This is a genomic window from Achromobacter maghribensis, assembly GCF_057334215.1.
Genome location: NZ_JBHFII010000020.1, coordinates 121686 through 140987 on the forward strand (window position 1 = coordinate 121686; position 19302 = coordinate 140987).

Annotated in this window: 18 protein-coding genes; 10 read left to right on the forward strand and 8 right to left on the reverse strand. The window is 64.9% G+C overall.

Going from position 1 to position 19302, the window contains the following annotated elements; translation table 11 throughout:
* Positions 1-50 precede the first annotated feature (50 nt).
* From ACE039_RS08905 to ACE039_RS08915, 3 genes are all read left to right on the forward strand, one after another.
* Positions 51-1298: a CaiB/BaiF CoA transferase family protein gene (locus ACE039_RS08905; RefSeq protein WP_485822155.1), complete on the forward strand. Its 1248-nt coding sequence runs from the start codon at positions 51-53 to the stop codon at positions 1296-1298.
* A complete protein-coding gene (locus tag ACE039_RS08910) occupies positions 1295-1774 on the forward strand; it encodes a MaoC family dehydratase (protein WP_448712591.1) in 480 nt (159 codons plus the stop codon). Before ACE039_RS08905 ends, ACE039_RS08910 begins: the two co-directional genes overlap by 4 nt.
* A gap of 85 nt (positions 1775-1859) precedes the next feature.
* A complete protein-coding gene (locus ACE039_RS08915) occupies positions 1860-2825 on the forward strand; it encodes a Bug family tripartite tricarboxylate transporter substrate binding protein (protein ID WP_105557832.1) in 966 nt (321 codons plus the stop codon).
* A 30-nt stretch (positions 2826-2855) separates the two neighbouring features.
* Here the strand turns inward: ACE039_RS08915 and ACE039_RS08920 are convergent, their stop codons facing one another.
* The 5 genes from ACE039_RS08920 to ACE039_RS08940 all read right to left on the reverse strand — a co-directional run bounded on the left by ACE039_RS08920 (position 2856) and on the right by ACE039_RS08940 (position 8511).
* On the reverse strand, positions 2856-3230 hold the full coding sequence (locus ACE039_RS08920) for a tautomerase family protein (protein ID WP_105557959.1): 375 nt from the start codon (positions 3228-3230) through the stop codon (positions 2856-2858).
* A 138-nt stretch (positions 3231-3368) separates the two neighbouring features.
* Positions 3369-4625, reverse strand: a complete 1257-nt coding sequence (locus tag ACE039_RS08925) for a quaternary amine ABC transporter ATP-binding protein (protein WP_485822156.1) — start codon at positions 4623-4625, stop codon at positions 3369-3371.
* Positions 4622-5479 carry an ABC transporter permease gene (locus ACE039_RS08930; RefSeq protein WP_105557830.1) on the reverse strand — a complete coding sequence of 286 codons (858 nt, stop codon included), beginning with the start codon at positions 5477-5479 and terminating at the stop codon, positions 4622-4624. The genes ACE039_RS08925 and ACE039_RS08930 overlap by 4 nt, the downstream gene beginning before the upstream one ends.
* A 294-nt stretch (positions 5480-5773) precedes the next feature.
* Complete coding sequence (locus ACE039_RS08935) at positions 5774-6775, reverse strand: ABC transporter substrate-binding protein (protein ID WP_485822157.1); 1002 nt, start codon at positions 6773-6775, stop codon at positions 5774-5776.
* A gap of 467 nt (positions 6776-7242) precedes the next feature.
* Positions 7243-8511 (reverse strand): class I SAM-dependent methyltransferase, encoded by a 1269-nt coding sequence (locus ACE039_RS08940; RefSeq protein WP_448712585.1) that lies wholly within the window; start codon positions 8509-8511, stop codon positions 7243-7245.
* 155 nt (positions 8512-8666) lie between these two features.
* Here ACE039_RS08940 and ACE039_RS08945 point away from each other — a divergent pair, with 155 nt between their 5' ends.
* The 6 genes from ACE039_RS08945 (at position 8667) to ACE039_RS08970 (ending at position 14714) form a co-directional block, all read left to right on the forward strand.
* Entirely contained in the window at positions 8667-9866 is a 1200-nt protein-coding gene (locus tag ACE039_RS08945; protein ID WP_485822158.1) for a Bcr/CflA family multidrug efflux MFS transporter, read from the forward strand.
* 346 nt (positions 9867-10212) lie between these two features.
* Positions 10213-10449, forward strand: a complete 237-nt coding sequence (gene rpmB / locus ACE039_RS08950; protein WP_054427120.1) for a 50S ribosomal protein L28 — start codon at positions 10213-10215, stop codon at positions 10447-10449.
* 37 nt (positions 10450-10486) lie between these two features.
* Positions 10487-10654 (forward strand): 50S ribosomal protein L33, encoded by a 168-nt coding sequence (gene rpmG, locus ACE039_RS08955; protein ID WP_094827438.1) that lies wholly within the window; start codon positions 10487-10489, stop codon positions 10652-10654.
* Positions 10655-10852: 198 nt separating this feature from the next.
* Entirely contained in the window at positions 10853-12082 is a 1230-nt protein-coding gene (locus ACE039_RS08960; protein ID WP_485822159.1) for an ABC transporter substrate-binding protein, read from the forward strand.
* Positions 12082-13959, forward strand: coding sequence for an ABC transporter permease (locus ACE039_RS08965; RefSeq protein ID WP_485822160.1), 1878 nt, complete (start codon positions 12082-12084; stop codon positions 13957-13959). The genes ACE039_RS08960 and ACE039_RS08965 overlap by 1 nt, the downstream gene beginning before the upstream one ends.
* A complete protein-coding gene (locus ACE039_RS08970; RefSeq protein WP_485822161.1) occupies positions 13956-14714 on the forward strand; it encodes an ABC transporter ATP-binding protein in 759 nt (252 codons plus the stop codon). Before ACE039_RS08965 ends, ACE039_RS08970 begins: the two co-directional genes overlap by 4 nt.
* A 55-nt stretch (positions 14715-14769) precedes the next feature.
* Here ACE039_RS08970 and ACE039_RS08975 read toward each other — a convergent pair whose 3' ends face one another.
* The 3 genes from ACE039_RS08975 to ACE039_RS08985 all read right to left on the reverse strand — a co-directional run bounded on the left by ACE039_RS08975 (position 14770) and on the right by ACE039_RS08985 (position 18448).
* On the reverse strand, positions 14770-16521 hold the full coding sequence (locus ACE039_RS08975) for a SulP family inorganic anion transporter (protein ID WP_448709876.1): 1752 nt from the start codon (positions 16519-16521) through the stop codon (positions 14770-14772).
* A 172-nt stretch (positions 16522-16693) separates the two neighbouring features.
* Positions 16694-17242, reverse strand: coding sequence for a hemerythrin domain-containing protein (locus tag ACE039_RS08980; protein WP_485822162.1), 549 nt, complete (start codon positions 17240-17242; stop codon positions 16694-16696).
* Between the two features lie 51 nt (positions 17243-17293).
* Positions 17294-18448, reverse strand: coding sequence for a D-alanyl-D-alanine carboxypeptidase family protein (locus ACE039_RS08985; protein ID WP_485822163.1), 1155 nt, complete (start codon positions 18446-18448; stop codon positions 17294-17296).
* A 359-nt stretch (positions 18449-18807) separates the two neighbouring features.
* On the opposite strand from ACE039_RS08985, the gene ACE039_RS08990 reads away from it, so the two are divergent.
* Complete coding sequence (locus ACE039_RS08990; protein ID WP_105557822.1) at positions 18808-19266, forward strand: HU family DNA-binding protein; 459 nt, start codon at positions 18808-18810, stop codon at positions 19264-19266.
* Positions 19267-19302: the final 36 nt, after the last annotated feature.

Below are 19302 nucleotides of genomic sequence, written 5' to 3' on the forward strand. Positions count from 1 at the left end.
ATACCGAAGCCATATTAGACGGATATCTGGCACGCCGATAGGATTTCCCCATGACATCCTTCCCCCACTCTTCCGCCAGCGCGCTGGACGGCGTGCGCATCCTGGACCTGACGTCCGTCGTGTTCGGCCCCTATGCCTCGCAGATACTTGCCGACTACGGCGCGGACGTCATCAAGATCGAATCGCCCGACGGCGATTCGACGCGGCGCACCGGGCCTTCTCAAGAGCCGGGCATGGCGGCCATTTTCCTGGGCCTGAACCGCAACAAGCGCAGCATCGTGCTGGACCTGAAGCAGGCGGCGGCGCGGCAGGCGCTGCTGACGATGGTGGATCAGGCCGATGTGTTGATGCACAGCATGCGTCCCGCCAAGATGGCCGCGCTGGGGCTGGATCCCGACACGCTGTGTGCGCGCAATCCGCGGCTGGTGTATGCCGGCCTGTACGGCTTCGGCGCAGGCGGCGCCTACGATGGCCGCCCGGCCTATGACGACATCATCCAGGGCCTGTCCGGCGTGGCCGATCTGGTCGCCCGCCAGACCGGCACGCCGCGCTACCTGCCCACCGTAGCCGCGGACAAGACCTGCGGCCTGATTGCCGCGCATGCGATCCTGGCCGCGTTGTTCCAGCGTGCTCGCACGGGCCGCGGCCAGCAACTGGAAGTCCCCATGTTCGAAAGCATGGCGTCCTATGTGCTGGTGGAGCATTACTACGGCAGGCACCTGGCCGACGAACCCGGCGAAGCCGGCTACCCGCGCGCGCTCACTTCCTGGCGCAGGCCCTGCCAGACGGCCGACGGCCACGTGTGCCTGATGCCCTATACCGACACCCACTGGCGCAACTTCTTCCTTGCCGTCGACCGCCCCGACCTGGCGGACGACCCGCGTTTTTCCGACATTTCCGCCCGGACGGCGCATATCGGGACGCTCTACGAATCGCTGGCGGACATCGTCATCCGGCAAGGCACCGCTTACTGGCTGGCCCTGTGCGAACGGCTGGAGATTCCTGCCGCGCCGATCAACCGCCTGCAGGATCTGGAGGCCGACCCGCACCTGCGCAGCGTGGACTTCTTCACGGCCCTGGAAAGCGCATCGGGCAGCCACTACCGCTTTCCGCGCAACCCCGTGCGCCTGCAGCACTCCCATGTACCCGCCGCCATACCGCCGCGCCTGGGCGAACACACCCTGGACGTGCTGCGCCAGGCCGGCCTGGATGAGGCCCGGATCGCCGCGCTGCTGGATACCGGCGCGGCCCGGGTGGCGCCTTCTCCGCACATCGACAACCGCAAGGACCCCGCATGACCACAGACCGCAACGCCGCCCCCATCGCGCAACTCGGCCAGGGCTATTACTGGCAAGACCTGGCCGTGGGCCAGCGCTTCCGTACGTTCCGCCGCACGGTGACCGAGACCGACATCGTGAATTTCATCAGCGTCACCGGCATGCTGGAAACGATCTTCATCGACGCCACCTACGCGCACGGCGCGATACCGGGCCGCCCCGCCCCCGGCGGGTTGACCTATGGCCTGATCGAAGGGCTGATCATGCAAGGCATGGTCCAGGGCACTGGCCTGGCGCTATTGGAAGTCCACAAGAAGATGCTGGCGCCCGTTGTGGCGGGCGACACCGTCTGGGCCGAAATCGAGGTGACGGGAATACGCCCGACCTCGCAGCACAACCGGGCAGTGGTCACGTCCGCCATCGACGTCCGCAACCAGCACGGCACGTCCGTGATGGCCTATACGGCCACGCGCATGCTGGCCGGCCGGCCGGACTGAATCCCCCCGGCAACAAAGCGCCCCGCAACGAGGGCGCTGCCACCCGGCGGCAATATGCCACCGATAAGACACAAGGAGACAAACCATGAAAAGAGCATTGCTTGCGGCCGGCCTGGCCATCCTGGCGCTGGGAGGCGCCACTGGCGCACGCGCGGCATGGCCCGAACGCCCGATCACGATGGTGGTGCCCTTCCCGCCCGGCGGCCCGACCGACCTGGTGGCCAGGGTGCTGGCCAAACAATTGACCGAGCAGTTGGGCCAGACCGTATTGGTAGAGAACAAGGGCGGCGCCAACGGCAACATCGGCATGCAATACGCAGCGGCCGCCAAGCCCGATGGCTACACCGTGCTGTACAACACGTCGTCCATTGCGCTCAGCCCGAACCTCTACCGGTCACTGGCATTCGATCCGGTCAAGGATTTCACCCCGGTGTCCAGCACGGCGGTCATCCCGCTGGTGCTGCTGGTGCATCCGTCCGTGCCCGCGGACAGCGCCCAGGCGTTCGCCGACTACGCGCGCCGGCATCCCGGCAAGCTTTCCTATGGTTCGGCGGGCGCGGGTAACGTCACGCACCTGGGCGCGCTGCTGCTGTTGCGTTCGCTGGACATCGACGCCGTGCACGTGCCCTACCGCGGCAGTGCGCCCGCCATGACGGACCTGGTCGGCGGACAAGTGCAGATGATGACCAACACGCTGAATGACTCGCTCGGTTTCATCCGCGAAGGCAAGTTGCGCGCGCTGGCCGTCACCAGCGCCGCTCGCAGCGCCCAGTTACCCGATGTCCCGACGGTGGCCGAAACGGTCGCTCCGGGCTTCGAGATGGGCGCATGGCAAGGCGTGGTGGCCCCGGCCGGCACGCCGGCGCCGGTGATCAAGCGGTTGAACACCGAAATCCTGCGCGCGCTGCAATCGCCCGAGATGCAAAAACAACTCAAGGCACAAGGCGCGCAGGCACTGGGATCAACACCGCAGGAATACGGGGCCTACATCCAGAGCGAGATCAAGCGTTGGGGCGAGGTCGTGAAGGACGCCAACGTGAAGCTGGACTGACGAAAACGAGCCGGCCCCTGGCCGCCGCGTTCAGCGGCCGGCCGCCTTGGCGCTGATGCCGTTGGCCACGCCCATGTCGACTTTGGGAACGTCGCGGATCAGCACCCGCACGTCTTCGCCCGAGATATCGATGCTGGAGCACACGGCCTGATTCACCGCGGCGATCAGCGCGGCTTTCTTGGCTTCGTCGCGGCCTTCGATCAGCGCCGCATCCACGCGCACCATGCGCTTACCGATTTCACCGGCCACGATCACGTTTTCGGCAGGCACTTCCTGCAGCACGATGCGCACGCTGGGCAGCGGCGCGGCGATGCTCTCCACCACGGCGTTGGACACGGCCTTCAACAGCGCGGCCTTCTGGGCGGCCGAGTGGCCTTGCAGGATCTGGACATTCAAAATTGGCATGACGGCTTCCGATTTTTCGAATAGCGGGAATCCGGCCGAAATGACCGGCCAGCCATCATATAGCGACTTTGCCCGCGTGCAAGCCATTGCAGGCGGGCAAAGTACAAGCGCCGAACGCCTGAGAAAGCGGCAAAGCGGTCAGGCCGCTTCGCCCCTGTGCGCGGGGGCGGGCTGAGCTTCCAGTTCGCCGGCGGCGCCTTCGGGCGACGGCGTCGTTTCGGCCAGCGCCGGCGTCACCAGTTCCACGACCTTCTTGCGCGACAGCATGCCCAGGAACTCGTCGTCCTCGCCCGTGACGGCGACGGGCTGGTCGCTGTGCACCAGTTGTGCCAGCACTTCCCCCAAGCCCGCCGTGGCCGGCACCGAAGCCAGGTCTTCGACGAAGCGCGACACGTCGCGCGCGCCCTGCTGGATGGCTTCCTCGGCCGCCTTGGCCGTCAGCACGCCCGCCAGGCGCTTGCCGTCCAGCACCGGCGCGTACTCGTAGTCCATCGCCCGCATGCGATCCAGCGCATGCGCCGGGCGCGAGCGCATCGTCAGCGTCAGGCGCGCCGGATTCACGGCGTGCGTGGCGTTGAGCACCTTGGTGCGATTCACGTCCTGCAGGAACGACTGCACATAGTCATTGGCCGGATTCAGCAGAATGTCTTCCGGCGTGCCTTCCTGCACCAGTTCGCCGTCTTTCAGGATGGCGATGCGATTGCCCAGGCGCAGGGCCTCGTCCAGGTCATGCGTAATGAACACGATGGTCTTGTTCAGCTTGGCTTGTAACTGCAACAGCTGGTCCTGCATCTCGCGGCGGATCAGCGGGTCCAATGCCGAGAACGCTTCATCCATCAGCAGGATTTCGGCGTCGGTGGCCAGCGCGCGCGCCAGGCCCACGCGCTGCTGCATGCCGCCGGACAGCTGGTGCGGGTACTGGTTTTCAAAGCCGGCCAAACCCACTTGTTCCAGCCAGTCGCGGGCACGCTTCTCGCGTTCCGCCTTGCCCACGCCCTGCACGGTCAAGCCGTACGCGGCGTTGTCCAGCACCGTGCGGTGCGGGAACAGGCCGAAGCGCTGGAACACCATGCTCATCTTCTTTTGGCGGAAGACTTCCAGGTCGCGCTTGTTCAGACTGACCACGTCCACGCCGTCCACGAGGATGTGGCCCGCGCTGGGCTCGATCAAACGGTTGAAGTGGCGGATCAACGTCGACTTGCCGGACCCCGACAAGCCCATGATGACGTAGATGCTGCCCTCTTCGATGGACAGGCTGATGTCGCGCAGCCCCAGCGTGTGGCCGCTTTCGGCCAGCAACTGTTCCTTGCTCATGCCGTTCTGGGCGGCTTGCAGCCATTTCTTCGGATGCGAACCGAAGACCTTGTAGATGTTCTTGACCTCGATCTTGCTCATCGCTGGCCTCCCATGCGCATGCGCTGTCCATACGATTGCGTGATCCGGTCGAACAGCACGGCCAGCACCACGATCCCCAAGCCTGCCAGCAGGCCGCGGCCCACTTCCAGACGGTTAATCCCCAGCAACACTTCATAGCCCAGGCCGCGCGCGCCGATCATCGAAGCGATCACCACCATCGACAGCGCCATCATCGTGGTCTGGTTGATGCCCGCCATGATGTTGGGCAAGGCCAGCGGCAGTTGCACGCCGAACAATTGCTGGCGCGGATTCGCGCCGAATGCGCGCGACGCTTCCAGCACTTCGCGGTCGACCAGGCGGATGCCCAGATCGGTCAGGCGGATCAGCGGCGGTACGGCGTAGATCACCGTGGCGATGATGGCGGGGATCTTGCCCAGGCCAAACAGCATCACGACCGGAATCAGGTAGACGAAGCTGGGCATGGTCTGCATCACGTCCAATACCGGCAGCATGATGGAGCGCAGCCAGTTCACCCGCGCCATCAGCACGCCCAGCGGAATGCCGATCAGCACCGACAGGCCGGCTGCCATGATCATCAACGCCAGCGTCTGCATGCCGGCGTCCCACAGGCCCAGCACGCCGATCACGCACAGCAGCGCGCCCATCGCCAGGCTCAGGCCGATGCGGCGGCTGACGCCCCACGCGATGGCCACGGTCACGGCGACCACCGCCCACCAGGGCGAGCTGCGCAACACTTGTTCAAGCCACACCAGGGCGTGCAGGACCGGCTGAGACAGGGTCTCAAGCGTGTCCGCGTAATTGGTGACGAGGTGATCGACGAACCCGTCGATCGCCGCCCTTACCTGACGGGCGGGAATAATTTCAGGAAACATTGTTTCGACTCCATTCTGGGGCGCTTACGGTGGCGGTCGCCGCCGGAGGTTCCGATAGACCGGATGTCCCGCTGCCAAGTGGTTTCCAAGACGGAAACGGACGGCGGGACGGGCGGCGCCAACGGCTTGCATCCGGACGCGGGCGTCCGGCAAACAGCCATCCCAGGGGAAAAAGCCCAGGGCAACTTGCCCGCCACGGGGCTTTTTCCCTTGAGGCGGCCCGACAAGCCGGAGCATTTCCGGCAGGCCGGGCCGGCACGCGCCGAAGCGGCGCGAGGCCTGCACCACGATGTATTACAGCGCGCTTTGGACGCGCCCGGCGACGTCGGCGGGGACCCACTTGGTCCAGACGTCGGGCTTGTTCTTCAGGAACCACTTGGCCACGGTGCTGGAATCGTCGCCAGACTCTTCCATGTGAGCCAGCGTTTCATTGATCACCGGCAACGGCACCGACACCTTGGCCAGGAAGGCGGTCAGCGTGGGCGCTTCTTCGGAGAACTTGGTGTTCACCGCGGTGAAGACGGGATTGTCGGGGTAGGCGCTGGCCTCGGGCTTGGCGCACTTGGACGACGTCAGGCACTTGTGCTTTTCGGCGTCATAGGGCGGCATGTCCAGCTTGACCAGGTCCATCGCGCCGACGAGCGGCGTGGGCGACCAGTAGTAGAAAACAACGTTCTGCTTACGCTTATACGCCGACATCAGCGCCGCTTTCTGCGCCGCGCCCGTGCCGGGCGAGTACAGCGTGTAGGTGTCGTCCAGCTTCAGGGCATGGAACAGGTTGTTGCTGGTGACTTCGCAGCCCCAACCCGCCGGGCAGCCGTAGAAGCGGCCCTTGCCGGGCTCTTCCGGGTCCTTGAACTGGTCCTTGAACTTCGGCAGATCGGCTGCGGCCTTCAGTTCGGGCAGGCGTTCGGCCGTGTAGCGCGGGATGTACCAGCCCTCGGCGCCCATGTAGAGATCGCCGATGCGCTTGACCTTCCCGGTCTTTTCGGCGCGGTCCCAGGGATCGGCCACGCTGTTCAGCCAGATCTCGGTATTGATGTCCAGGTCGCCGCGCTCAAGCGCGGCCAGGGCGGGCAGGGTTTCCGTCGGCAGGGTTTCGGTTTTGCAACCGTAGCCCTTTTCCATGATGAAACGTTCGACATCCACCAGAACCAGGTTGGATTCCCAGTTCATGGCGCCGAAATTGACCGGGCGCTTGATTTCGCATTGCGGCGCGTCGGCGGCTTGGGCCGCACCGGCAAACGCAAACAGAACGGCCGCGGCGGTCAGGGTCTTGACAGGGGTAAAACGCATTGGGCTTTTGCCTCCATAGGTTCAGGGACACACGCCGGGCTTGGCCTGGCAGTGCCATGGAGCTAAGGGGGTTGTGCGGAAGACGGGCAGAACCGCCAATACAAACCGACACTAGCGACAAGAGGATCCGCAAGCGGTGCGGAATCTTGCAAGACAGGAGCTTCAAAAACGGTGTTTTTGAAAACCCGCAGAAAGTGAACAAACTGAACGAAGAAGGCAGCATCTTAAACGAAATTGCTGCGGCGCCCAACCCCAGGCCTGAATAAAACAGATACATAACGGCCAAAAAAGCCACGGGATAACCCCGATCGACCAGAGGCGAATTATTAATTTTCCCTGGGGAATATCGCCTTCCACGCGTCGATACATTTAGTAAATATTATATTCTTATTAGTACAGTCTAGCGGTTTCAGACGGGCCGGAAAGTCCGCTTTCCAGGCCGAAAAAGGCATGAATTCAGCTGGATTTCAGCTATTGCGGCCGCCGTCATACATATAGTCGCGCCGCCAGGGGTAGGAAAGGTCTGCGGGGTTGTCCAGCTCGTCGGACCGGCCTGTGGCAGGCGGCTGGCCCAGAATCTGGTGCAGGGCAATCCAGCCATGCTCGAATGCCATGGCGCAGCCGGCCAGGTACAAGCGGTATGCCCGCAGCGACCGCGCGCCTTGCTCCCCGCCCAGCACTTGCGCGGCTTCGGGCAATCGGGCTTCCAGCGCGTCGCTCCACGCCCACAAGGTGCGCGCGTAATGGGGCCGCAGGTTCTCCACGTCCACCTCTTCCAATCCGCCGTTCGTCATCGCTTCCATGACGACGCTGATATGGGTCAGTTCGCCGCCGGGGAAAATGTACTTCTCGATGAATTCGCCCATGCCGTTGCCCAGCTCGGGGTTATAGACCCCGGCGGCGGTGATGCCGTGGTTCATGATCAGGCCGCCTGGCTTGAGCAGGCGGCGCAGCTTGGCGAAATAGCCTTCCAGTTGCGCGCGGCCCACATGTTCGAACATGCCCACAGACGCTATCTTGTCGTACTGCGCGGATTCGTCCAGCTTGCGGTAGTCCAGCAATTCCATGCGGACCCGGCCGCTCAGGCCTTTTTCCTGGATCAGTTTCGTGACGTGCGCGTGCTGGTTGCGCGACAGCGTGATGCCGGTGGCGTCCACGCCGTAATGTTCGGCGGCCCATAGCAACAGCCCGCCCCAGCCCGCCCCCACGTCCAGAAAGCGTTCGCCTGGCTGCAATCGCAACTTGCGGCAGATGTGGTCAAGCTTGGCTTCCTGGGCCTGGGCCAGGGTCATGTCGGGCGTGCGGTAGTAGGCGCAGGAATAGACGCGGCGCGGGTCCAGCCACAGGGCGTAGAAGTCGTCGGACAGGTCGTAATGGAATTCGATCTGCTTGGCATCGCGCTCCACCGAATGGCGCCACACCGACACCACTTTGCGAACCAGCTCCGTCAGCCAGCCGCCCCGCGCCGCATCGACCGGCGAGCCCGGAAGCAACGCCGACGCGGCGGCCATCACATCGCGCATATTGCCTTCGATGTCGATGCGGCCTTCCACATAATCCTGCCCCAGCACGCCCACGGCGCCTTCGGCCAAGTGGGCCAGCGCCGCCTTATCGTGCGTCACGAAGCGCACGCGCGGATCAGGCGGCCCCAGCACGGCGCCGTCCGGCAGCACAAGTTGGACAGGGACGGGCAAAGCTTCAAGCTTGCGTTCCACGACAGACAACAAAGGATTCACGGCTTCTCCTCTGGATACGCTACGGACGCTCACGACTGTATCGGAAAATAGCTGAAATCTGCATGTCAGCTTACCCGTGATACAGTCGCTGGCTTGGCGCAAAACCTGCAAAAAAAAGCACGCGCGCCCTGTCTCTGCGTTTTACCGCGACCACCATGCCCCCAACACCCCTTTCCCGCAGCAGCCTGCCTGGTTGGCTCATTCTCATGGGCGCGCTGACGGCGATCGGCCCCTTCGCCATCGACATGTATTTGCCCGCGTTCCCCACGATAGCGGCGAACCTGGGCGTGCCGCGCGGCGACGTCGAACGCACGCTGGCGGCCTACTTGATCGGGCTGGCGCTGGCGCAAGTGTTCTACGGCCCCATGGCCGATCGCTTCGGCCGCAAGCCGCCGTTGATGGTGGGCCTGGCGCTCTTCATGGTGGCATCGCTGGGCTGCGCCCTGTCGGGCTCCGTTGAATCGCTGACCGGCTGGCGCGTCGTGCAGGCCATGGGCGGCGCAGCCGGCATCGTGATTCCGCGCGCGGTCATCCGGGACCACTATGAAACCCATGAGGCCGCCCGCGCGATGTCTCTGCTGATGCTGATCATGGGCCTGGCCCCGATTCTGGCGCCGCTTGCCGGCGGTCAGTTGCTGGCCATTGCTTCCTGGCGCAGCCTGTTCTGGATCATGTTGGCCGGCGGCGCCATGCTGATGGTGGCGGTGGCGAAGATCATGAAGGAATCGCTGGCGCCCGAGCGCGCCGTGCCGCTACGCTGGAGCACCATCCTGCGCAACTACCGCGACCTTTTCGCGCATCGCGGCTTCATGGCGCACAGCCTCGCGGGCGGCTTCGGCCAGGCCGGCATGTTCGCCTACATCATCGGATCGCCGCGCGTCTTCATCGAACTCTACGGCGTGCCGCCCCAATACTATGGCCTGCTCTTCGGCACCAACGCGCTGTCGCTCATCATCTGTTCGCAGATCAGCGCCCGCCTGCTGCGCACCTACCAGCCGCGCCAACTGCAACGCAAAGCCCTTACCTCGCTGGCGATCGCAAGCCTCGCGGCCGTAGCGCTGACGCTGGCTGGCTGGATGACGCTGCCGCTGCTGATGCTTTGCCTGATCGGCTACATGGGCAGCCAGGGCTTCGTGAACCCGAACTCGGCAGCGTTGGCGCTATCGGACCAGGGCAAGCGCCTGGGGGCGGCCTCGGCCTTATTGGGGACACTGCAATTGTCCTGCGGCGCGCTGGCCGGTTTTGCCGTCAGCGCCTGGCAGACGGACAGCGCCCTGCCCCTGACCACGACGCTGGCCACCTGCGCCTGCCTGTCCTGGATATGTGGCCGTGTGGCGCGCTCGCACACCGCATAAGCGTGGCCGCTTGATTTACTTGGCTTTTTCGTATTAGAATCTACGTCTTCACATGAAGTTTCCCGTGCTGGACTACTATGCTTTGTAGTGCAGCACTCTGACCCCAACCGCGTAGCGTTGAGGAATCCAGCCCAGGAATTCGGCAAGAATTCCAAGCAGGGATTTCAGCGGGTGGCAGGCAGCGGGTATAAGCACGGGCGGATCCAATCCCCCTCATCCACTAAGACTGGGTGGCCGGCAAAGGCAGCGCAAAGGCAACACATTGCGCATCCCACACAGCCCGGCGGCTAAAACCCTGTCTACCCCCAAGCGATGCGCGAAAAGAACGACATAAAGAGGTGCATCCATGGCACGCGTATGCCAAGTGACCGGCAAAGGCCCGATGGTGGGCAACAATGTTTCGCACGCAAACAACAAGACCAAGCGTCGCTTCCTGCCGAACCTGCAATCGCGCCGGTTCTGGGTTGAAAGCGAAAACCGCTGGGTCCGCCTGCGTGTTTCGGCCAAGGCCATCCGCACGATCGACAAGAACGGCATCGACGCCGTCCTGGCCGACATGCGTGCCCGTGGCGAAGCCGCCTAATCGGCGCCCCCTACAATCACCATACTAGGAGCACGACATGGCCAAAGGTATCCGCGAAAAGATCAAGCTCGAGTCGACTGCCGGCACGGGTCATTTCTACACGACCACCAAGAACAAGCGCAACATGCCCGAAAAGATGCTGATCAAGAAATTTGATCCGGTCGCTCGCAAGCACGTTGACTACAAGGAAATCAAGCTGAAGTAATTCAGCCGGTATTCTGGTGAGTCTCAAAAAGCCCTGCCTTGCAGGGCTTTTTGCATGGGGCCGTCATCGCGGGCCCGCCCCGGGAGGGGAACCGTCTATTGCCGCGCAGCAAAGGTGCGTGTTTCAATTGGCCGCAACCCGCAGTGCCCCGTGCCGCGCGGCGACGCCCGATCCCTCTTGCCTGCGATACCCCTTGCCATGCTTCGTCCCAGCCTTACCCTGCTGCGCCGCGCATTCGCGCCCGCGCTCCTGGCCCTGGCGCTGACTCCGGTCACCGCTGCCGTCGCCAAAGACAAAGAGCCGCCGATACGCATTGGCGAAATCAACAGCTACAAGGCCATCCCCGCCTTCCTGGGCCCGTACAAGAAAGGCTGGCAGCTGGCGCTGGAGCAGGTCAACGCCGAAGGCGGTGTGCTGGGAAGGAAGCTGGAGGTCATCTCACGCGACGACAACGGCAACCCCGGCGATTCGGTGCGTGCCGCCCAGGAACTGCTGGCGCGCGAGAAAGTGGAACTGCTGTTCGGCGGCTTCCTTTCCAATACCGGACTGGCCCTGACCGACTTCGCCAAACAGCAACAAGTGTTCTTCCTGGCGGCCGAGCCCCTGACCGACAAGATCACCTGGCAGGAAGGCAACCGCTACACCTACCGGCTGCGTCCCTCCACCTGGATGCACGTCGCGGCACTGGCGCCCAAGGCGCTGGCCTTGCGCAAGAAACGCTGGGCCATCGTCTACCCCAACTATGAGTACGGGCAATCCGCCGTGGCCACCTTCAAGGCCATGATGAAGTCCTTCCAGTCCGACGTGGAATTCGTGGCCGAACAGGCCGTGCCGCTTGGCAAGGTGGACGCCGGCGCCGTCGTGCAGGCCTTGGCCGACGCCAAGCCGGACGCCATCTTCAACGTGCTGTTCGCCGCCGACCTGACCCGTTTCGTCCGCGAAGGCAATACCCGGGGCCTGTTCGAGAACCGCGCGGTCGTGTCCGTGCTGTCGGGCGAACCGGAATACCTGGAACCGTTGGGCGCCGACACGCCGACGGGCTGGATCGTCACCGGCTACCCTTGGTACGCCATCGACACCCCGGCTAACAACGCCTTTGTCGACGCCTACAAGAAACGCTACAACGAAACGCCCAAAGTGGGCTCGGTGGTGGGATACGCGTCGTTGATGTCGATTGCCCAGGGATTGAAGGCCGCCGGCGCGGTCGACACCGAAAAGCTCGTCGACGCGTTCGCGGGCCTGAAGGTGGACACGCCCTACGGGCAAATCCAATACCGCAAGATCGACCACCAATCGACGATGGGCGTCTACGTGGGCGTCACCGCCGTGGAAGACGGCAAGGGCGTCATGAAGGACTTCGCCTACATCGATGGCGCGCGTTTGCAACCTCCCGACGAACAGGTCCGCAAGATGCGTCCGGCGCACTGATGAGCCTGTCGGGGCTGCTGTCGCAGCTGCTCAACGGCCTGGCCGACGCCAGCGCCTTGTTCCTGGTCGCTGCCGGCCTGTCGCTGATCTTCGGCGTGACCCGCGTGGTCAACTTCGCGCACGGGTCGTTCTACATGCTGGGTATCTACCTGGCATGGACCTTCACCACGTATTTCGGCGACGGCGCCGGTTACTGGGCCGGCCTGCTGCTGGCCGCGCTGGCCACGGGCCTGATCGGCGCCGCCGCCGAATGGTTGGTGCTAAAGCGCCTGTACCAGGCGCCCGAGCTGTTCCAATTGCTGGCCACGTTCGCGCTGGTGCTCATCATCGGCGACGCGGCGTTGGCCATCTGGGGACCGGAAGACTTGTTCGCCGCGCGCGCGCCTGGCCTATCCGGCGCAGTGCAGATCCTGGGGCGTCGCTATCCGCAATACGATCTGTTGCTGATCGCGGCCGGCCCCGTGGTGCTGGGTCTGCTCTGGCTGCTGCTGATGCGCACGCGCTGGGGACGTCTGCTGCGCGCGGCGTCTGAAAATCGCAGCATGCTGGCCGCGCTGGGCGTGAACCAGGCCTGGCTGTTCACGTCCGCGTTCACGCTGGGGGCGTTCCTGGCGGGCCTGGGCGGTGCCTTGGCCGCCCCCCGGGTGCCGGCCACGCTGGGCCTGGACCTGGAGATCATTGCCAGCGCCTTCGTGGTGGTGGTGGTGGGCGGCCTGGGCTCGATACCCGGCGCCTTCCTGGCCGCCCTGCTCATCTGCTCGGTCAAAGCCGTGTTCGTCTTCCTGGGGCAGGTCCAGATCGGCCCGTGGATATTCAATCTGTCGAAGCTGACGCTGCTGGCTGAATTTGCCGTGATGGCCGTAGTGCTGGTGGTGCGGCCGTGGGGCCTGCTGGGCAAAGCCCCCGCGCCCGCCTCGCACGCGGGTGCGCCGGAACGCCCCATCGCGCCTGCCGGCAAAAAGTTGCGCCTGGCCTACGGCCTGCTGCTGGTTCTATTGGCGCTGGTGCCCGTCGCCGCGCTGCAGTGGCCGTATCTGGGCATCCTGATGACCGAGATTCTGATCGCCGCGCTGTTCGCCGCCAGCCTGCATTTTCTGACCGGCCTGGCCGGCATGACTTCTTTTGGCCATGCCGCCTGGTTCGGCTTGGGTGCCTACGGCGCCGCGCTGCTGTTGAAACTGGCCGCCGTGCCGATGGAAGCCGCCTTGCTGCTGGGCCCCTTCGCCGCCGCCTTCGGCGCGCTGTTGTTCGGCTGGTTCTGCGTGCGCCTGTCCGGCGTGTACCTGGCGATGCTGACGCTGGCCGTGGCGCAGATTCTGTGGGCGCTCGCCTACCAATGGGACGACGTGACCGGCGGCAGCAACGGCCTGATCGGCTTGTGGCCTTCGTCCTGGCTGGCGCAAGGCCCGTGGTTCTATTACGCGACGCTGGCCCTGTGCACGGCGGGCATCGCCTGGCTGCGCCGCCTGGCGTTTTCGCCGCTGGGCTATGCCTTGCGCGGGGTGCGCGATTCCGCCATGCGCGCCGAAGCCCTGGGCATGGACACCCGGCGCGTGCAGTGGGCGGGCTTTGTCGCCGCGTCCTTCGCCGCGGGGCTGGCCGGATCGCTGTACGCGTTTTCCAAAGGCAGCATCGCCCCCGATGTGCTGGCCGTCAGCCGTTCGGTGGACGGACTGGTCATGGTGCTGCTGGGCGGCCTGCAAACGCTGGCCGGCCCCCTCGCGGGCGCCGCTGCCTACACCTGGCTACAAGACGCGGCGGCGCGCAGCACCGAGTATTGGCACGCCGTGCTGGGCGTGGCCATCCTGGCGCTGGTCCTGGCGTTTCCGGAAGGTCTGGCCGGCGCCGCCGCGCGGCTGCAAAGGAAGCGCGCATGACCCCGCCTCTTCCCTTGCTGCAGGTCGAGGCGCTGCGTAAATCGTTCGGCGGCATCGACGCGCTGGCCGGCGTGTCGTTCACGCTGGAAGCCGGCAGGATGCTGGCACTGATTGGCCCGAATGGCGCAGGCAAGTCCACCTGCTTCAACGTGTTGGGGGGGCAACTGCGCCCGGACGCCGGCTCGGTACGGCTGGATGGCCGCGAACTGGTGGGGCTATCCGCCGGCAAGATCTGCCGGCTGGGCGTAGGCCGCACTTTCCAGACCGCCGCGACCTTCCGCTCGATGACCGTACTCGAAAATGTGCAGACCGCCCTGCTGTCGCGCGACCGACTCCTGTTCAATCCGTGGCGTCGCGCCAACCGTCACGCCGCCGACGAAGCCATGGCCCTGCTGTCGCAAGTGCAAATGGCGGACAAGGCGGATGCCGCGTGCGGCACCCTGGCATATGGCGACGTCAAACGGGTCGAATTGGCGATGGCGCTGGCGCACCAGCCGCGCCTGCTGCTGATGGACGAACCCACGGCCGGCATGGCCACCAACGAGCGACACGCGCTGATGCGGTTGACGCGCCAACTTGCCGACACGCAACGCATCGCGGTGCTGTTCACCGAGCACAGCCTGGACGTGGTATTCAAACATGCCGACCGCATCGCCGTCCTGGTGCGCGGCGCCCTGATGGCGGAAGGCGAACCCGCCGCCATCGCGGCGGACCCAAGGGTCCGCGCGGCCTACCTGGGCACGGAAGCCCCCTGACGGGGCCATGACGCCGCGAGGCATCCGCTGAATCGGGCGGATCCGCGCAACGCGGTCAGTGCTCGCTTTGCGGGCTCTGCGGCTGGCATTCCCAGAAAATCCGGGCCTTGCAACCCGCACAGATGCCTGGGTCCAGCTTGGCATAGATCGTATGCAGCGCCGTAGCCTTGTCGGGAAAAATGTGGTCCTCGCCCAGACGATTCAGAAAGCCCGTGCGGCGCCACATGTCCAGCACTTCCGGCCGCGGCCGGTGGAAATACAAGTCGCCGCCCATCGCGCGCCGCGCGGCCAGCTCGTCTTCCCATACCTGCGCGCCGGCCAGATCAATGAAGTTCATGCTTTTGGCCATCACCAGCAGATGGCGCGGCGCATCGGGGGCCGCCCGCAACTCGTGCAGCCGCTGGGCCACATGGGCGGCCGCGCCGAAGTAAATCGAGCCTTCCATCCGCAGCAGCTTCAATTGCGGACACTCCGGCAGCGCGTCCTCTTGATGTTCCAGCACGACGAAGCGCCGGTCCAGCCCTCGGGAATCGAAGCCCATCGTGCGCATTGCCGGCCGCGACGTGCGATGCAGATACGCCATCAGCGACAACACCGTCCCCAGCAGAATCGCCACTTCCATGCGGATGGTGACCGTGGCGGCCAGCGTGGCGCCGGCAATCGCGCATTCCCCCGGCTGCATGCGGATCAACTGCCGCCAACGCGGAATATCCAGCAACGTCCACGCCACTAGCAACAACAAGCCCGAGATCGCCGCGTTGGGAATCATCGCCAGCAACGGCGCCGACAAAGCCACCAGCACCACCAGCAGCACTGCGGAGAAGACGGCGGCCAGCGGTGTCTTCGCGCCCGCCTCGAAATTGGGCACGGACCGGTTCAGCGATCCGCAAGACAGATAGCAAGAGAAAAAGCCGCCCACGATGTTCGACAATCCCTGCCCCGTGAATTCCCGGTTGGCGTCGATGCGCTGGCCCGAGCGCGTCGCGACCGCCTTGGCGATGGAGATCGATTGCGCCAACGCCACGATCGTCAACGCGAACGCCAGACTGAGCAGATCGGGCAGCGTGCGCCAGTCCACGCTGGGCACATGGAACGGCGGCCAAGGCTGGGCGATGGCGCCAACAACCGACACCGGCGTTCCGCCGGGCGCCACGGCCCACTGGTTGAAAGCGGCCGCCGCCAGCGCCCCCGCCACCAATCCCAGCAGCATGTAGGGCTTGCGCTTGTCCAGCCGGCGCACCAGCAATGCCACGCCCAGCGTGACCAGTGTCACCAGCACGGCGCCCTGATGCACGTCGCCGATATGCGTACCGACGCTGACCAGCAGCGCGCCGGCCCCATGCGAGGCAGGCGACGGCAAGCCCAGCGCATCCTTCAAGGCATGTACCGCGATCAGCAGCGCCGCGCCGCTGGTGAAACCGAACAGGGCCGACGGTGAGATGAAATGCGCCAGCGAACCCAGGCGCAGCACGCCCACCAGCCATTGCATGACGCCGACCAACACCGTCACCGCCAGCGCCAACTGTATATAAGCAGGGCTGCCCGCAGCAGCCAACGGGGTCAGCACGGCGAACAGCGCCAGCGAATTGGCGTTGGTCGGGCCCGACATGACATGCCGGCTGGACCCGAACAGCGCCGCGACGATACAGGGGACGATGGCGGAGTACAGGCCGTATTCCGCGGGCAGTCCGGCCAGCATGGCGAACGCCACGCCTTGCGGCAACACCAGCAGCGCCCCAAGCAGGCCCGCCGACAAGTCGGCGCGCAACGTCAACTTGTTGACATCGTCCACCCATGAGCCAAACATGCGGCCCGCCAGATTTCTTGCCCCCTGCGTCATCCTGTCCCTTTCCCCTTTCTTAGATTTCCTGGCCCGGGCGGTTTTGCGCGCGGAACAAGGTCGCCTAGCGTAATCGCTCGCCCGGACCGGCGCAACGCGCCGCCCGCCCGCTACTTGCGACCGGCATGCCGGCGGCCATTCAACTCGCATCGCCCCCGCGCCGCGCCTTCATCGCCCGCCCGATGTCAGTCAGGGCGTCATCCGAAATCAGCCGCGCCGCCATCGGCAGCAGCTCGTCGTCTTCGCGCCGGATATGCGCCGCATAGGCCTCGGTGAACGCTTCCGCCTGCGCCAGCGGCAAAGCTCCGGGCCGCCCTGCGGCGACTTCGGACAAGCCCTGCCGCAGCGGCGACCACAACGCCGCCAGGCGCCGATGATCGGCCAGCAGCCCTTTCACCAACGCGTGCAGGCAGCCGGCATCGGACCCCGCCATGGATTCAAGCAAGGCCGGAAAGAGATCCTCTTCCTCATCTTCGTGGTGGTGCGCGGCAGCCGTGTCGAAATAGCGGATTACGGCGGCGGCGGCGGTCTGCGCCGCGGCATCGCTGCCATGCACGGGCAGATGCGCCGCCAGCCGCATCAAGGTGGCGCATTGCCGCGCGATGCGGCCATGGCAGGCCGACAGCAACGCCAGCGGATCATCCGCCCCCGGCGCTGGCGCCGGACCTCCAGGAAAGCTCACTGCCATCACACACCTCCTTGCCGCAATCCGCGACGCATGCCCGAGGGCATGCCAAGGTCAACTTGATTGGCCGCGCCACCACAACCGCACGGAATCCCAGGCGCGGCCAGCGAAACCCGCTTCGGCCACCGGCTCCAGCGCCACCACCGGAAACTGCATCGACGGCTTGCCGTCCACCAGCACCCGCAACGCGCCTACCGTGTCCTGGGCCGCGATCGGCGCCATCAAGGGCTCGTGCGGCGTCCACACGGGCTCCACTTTGGCGCCTGCGGGCACGGTCACATAGGCGTCCCGTGAAAAACCGGCCTTCAGGCTGTCGCTGTCGCCCTTCCAGACTTCAGGCGTGGCCACGGCTTGGCCGCGCGCGTACAGCTTGATGGTATTGAAGCCCTGAAACCCCCATTCCAGCAACTCCCGGCTTTCCTGGGTCCGCACTTTATCGGAGGCCGTGCCCACCACCACGGTGATCAGCCGGCGCTGGTCCGCGCCATTGGGCCGGCGCGCAGTCGCCACGATGCAATAGCCCGCGGAGTCGGTATGGCCCGTCTTAAGCCCGTCCACGCTGGGGTCCAGCCACAGCAGCCGGTTCCGGTTGGGCTGGGTGATTTTGTTGAACGTGAACTGCTTGGCGGAATCGTAGGTCTTGTACAACTGGGGGTAATCGCGGATGAAGCGCGTGGCCAGAATGGACAAGTCGCTGGCCGTGGAATACGTGCCCGGGTCCGGGAGGCCATGCGGGCTGGCGAAATGCGTCGCATGCAGGCCCAGCCGCACGGCCGTGTCATTCATCCGCGCGACAAAAGCCTCGACGCTGCCGGACACGGCTTCGGCCAATGCAATGGCCGCGTCATTGCCAGACTGAATCATCAGGCCGCGCAGCAGTTCGTCCACCGACACCTTGGAGCCGGGCTCCAGGAACATCTTGGAGCTGCCTGCCGGCACTTTCCATGCGCGCGTCGAAATCACCACCAGCTGGCCGGGCGTGACTTCCTTCTTGTTCAACGCCTCGAACACGACGTAGGCCGTCATGATCTTGGTCAGCGACGCGGGTTCGATCCGCGTGGTGGCCGCGTGCGACGCGATCACTTGGCCGCTGGTCTCATCCAGCAGCAGCCAGGCTTTGGCCGACAGCACCGGCTGGGGCATCGGCTGCGCCATCGCGCCCGACACGCAGGCCGTCGCAACGAGCAGGCCCGCTGCAAACTTTTTCATCAACAACATATAAGAGCTTCAATCCATGCTTGGGTTGTTCCCGCGCGGAAACGAACGCCAATCGGCCTGAGCAACAGGCCCAGCATTCAACAATATCCCCGCGCGCCGCACGCAATTGGAACATGCTCGGCGCCATTGGTTCAGTGACGCGATGTCCCGCAAAAATAGGCTTGGAATGTCACGACCTATTGCAGAAGCCCTTGCAGCAAGCACTTTCTGCGTCGAAAACAACAAACAGAGGCTTAAAACCCGCGAGAAAGCCGCAAGAACTGCAAGTCTTCCGCTATCATCGGGCGCGTAGCGTTAAAAGCCGATACCCGGCGCGCGCTGCCCCATGTCCTCAACTACGGATTTTGACCATGGCCACGAAAGCAAAAGCTCCTGCCAAGAAAGTCACCAAGCCCGCCGTCAAGGCGCCCGCAAAGAAGGCAACCGCCGCCAAACCCGCTGTGAAGCCCGCAGCAAAGAAGGCCGTCGCCGCCAAGAAGGTCGCTGCTGCACCCAAGGCCATCAAGGCTGCCCTGAACAAGACCCAACTGGTTGCCTACATCGTTGAGCAATCCGGCGTTGAAGCCAAGGCCGTCAAGGCCGTCCTGGCCAGCCTGGAAACCTCGGTGCTGGGTTCCGTGGACAAGAAGGGCGTTGGCGAATTCACGCTGCCCGGCCTGTTCAAGGTTGCCGTGCAAAAGGTTCCGGCCAAGGCCAAGCGCTTCGGCAAGGATCCGTTCACTGGCGTCGAGCGCTGGTTCCCCGCCAAGCCGGCTTCGGTCAAGGTGAAGGTTCGCCCGCTCAAGAAGCTGAAGGACGCCGCGCAGTAATTCGCGCGAGTATCCGGTCAAGCCGGAAGGGGGGGC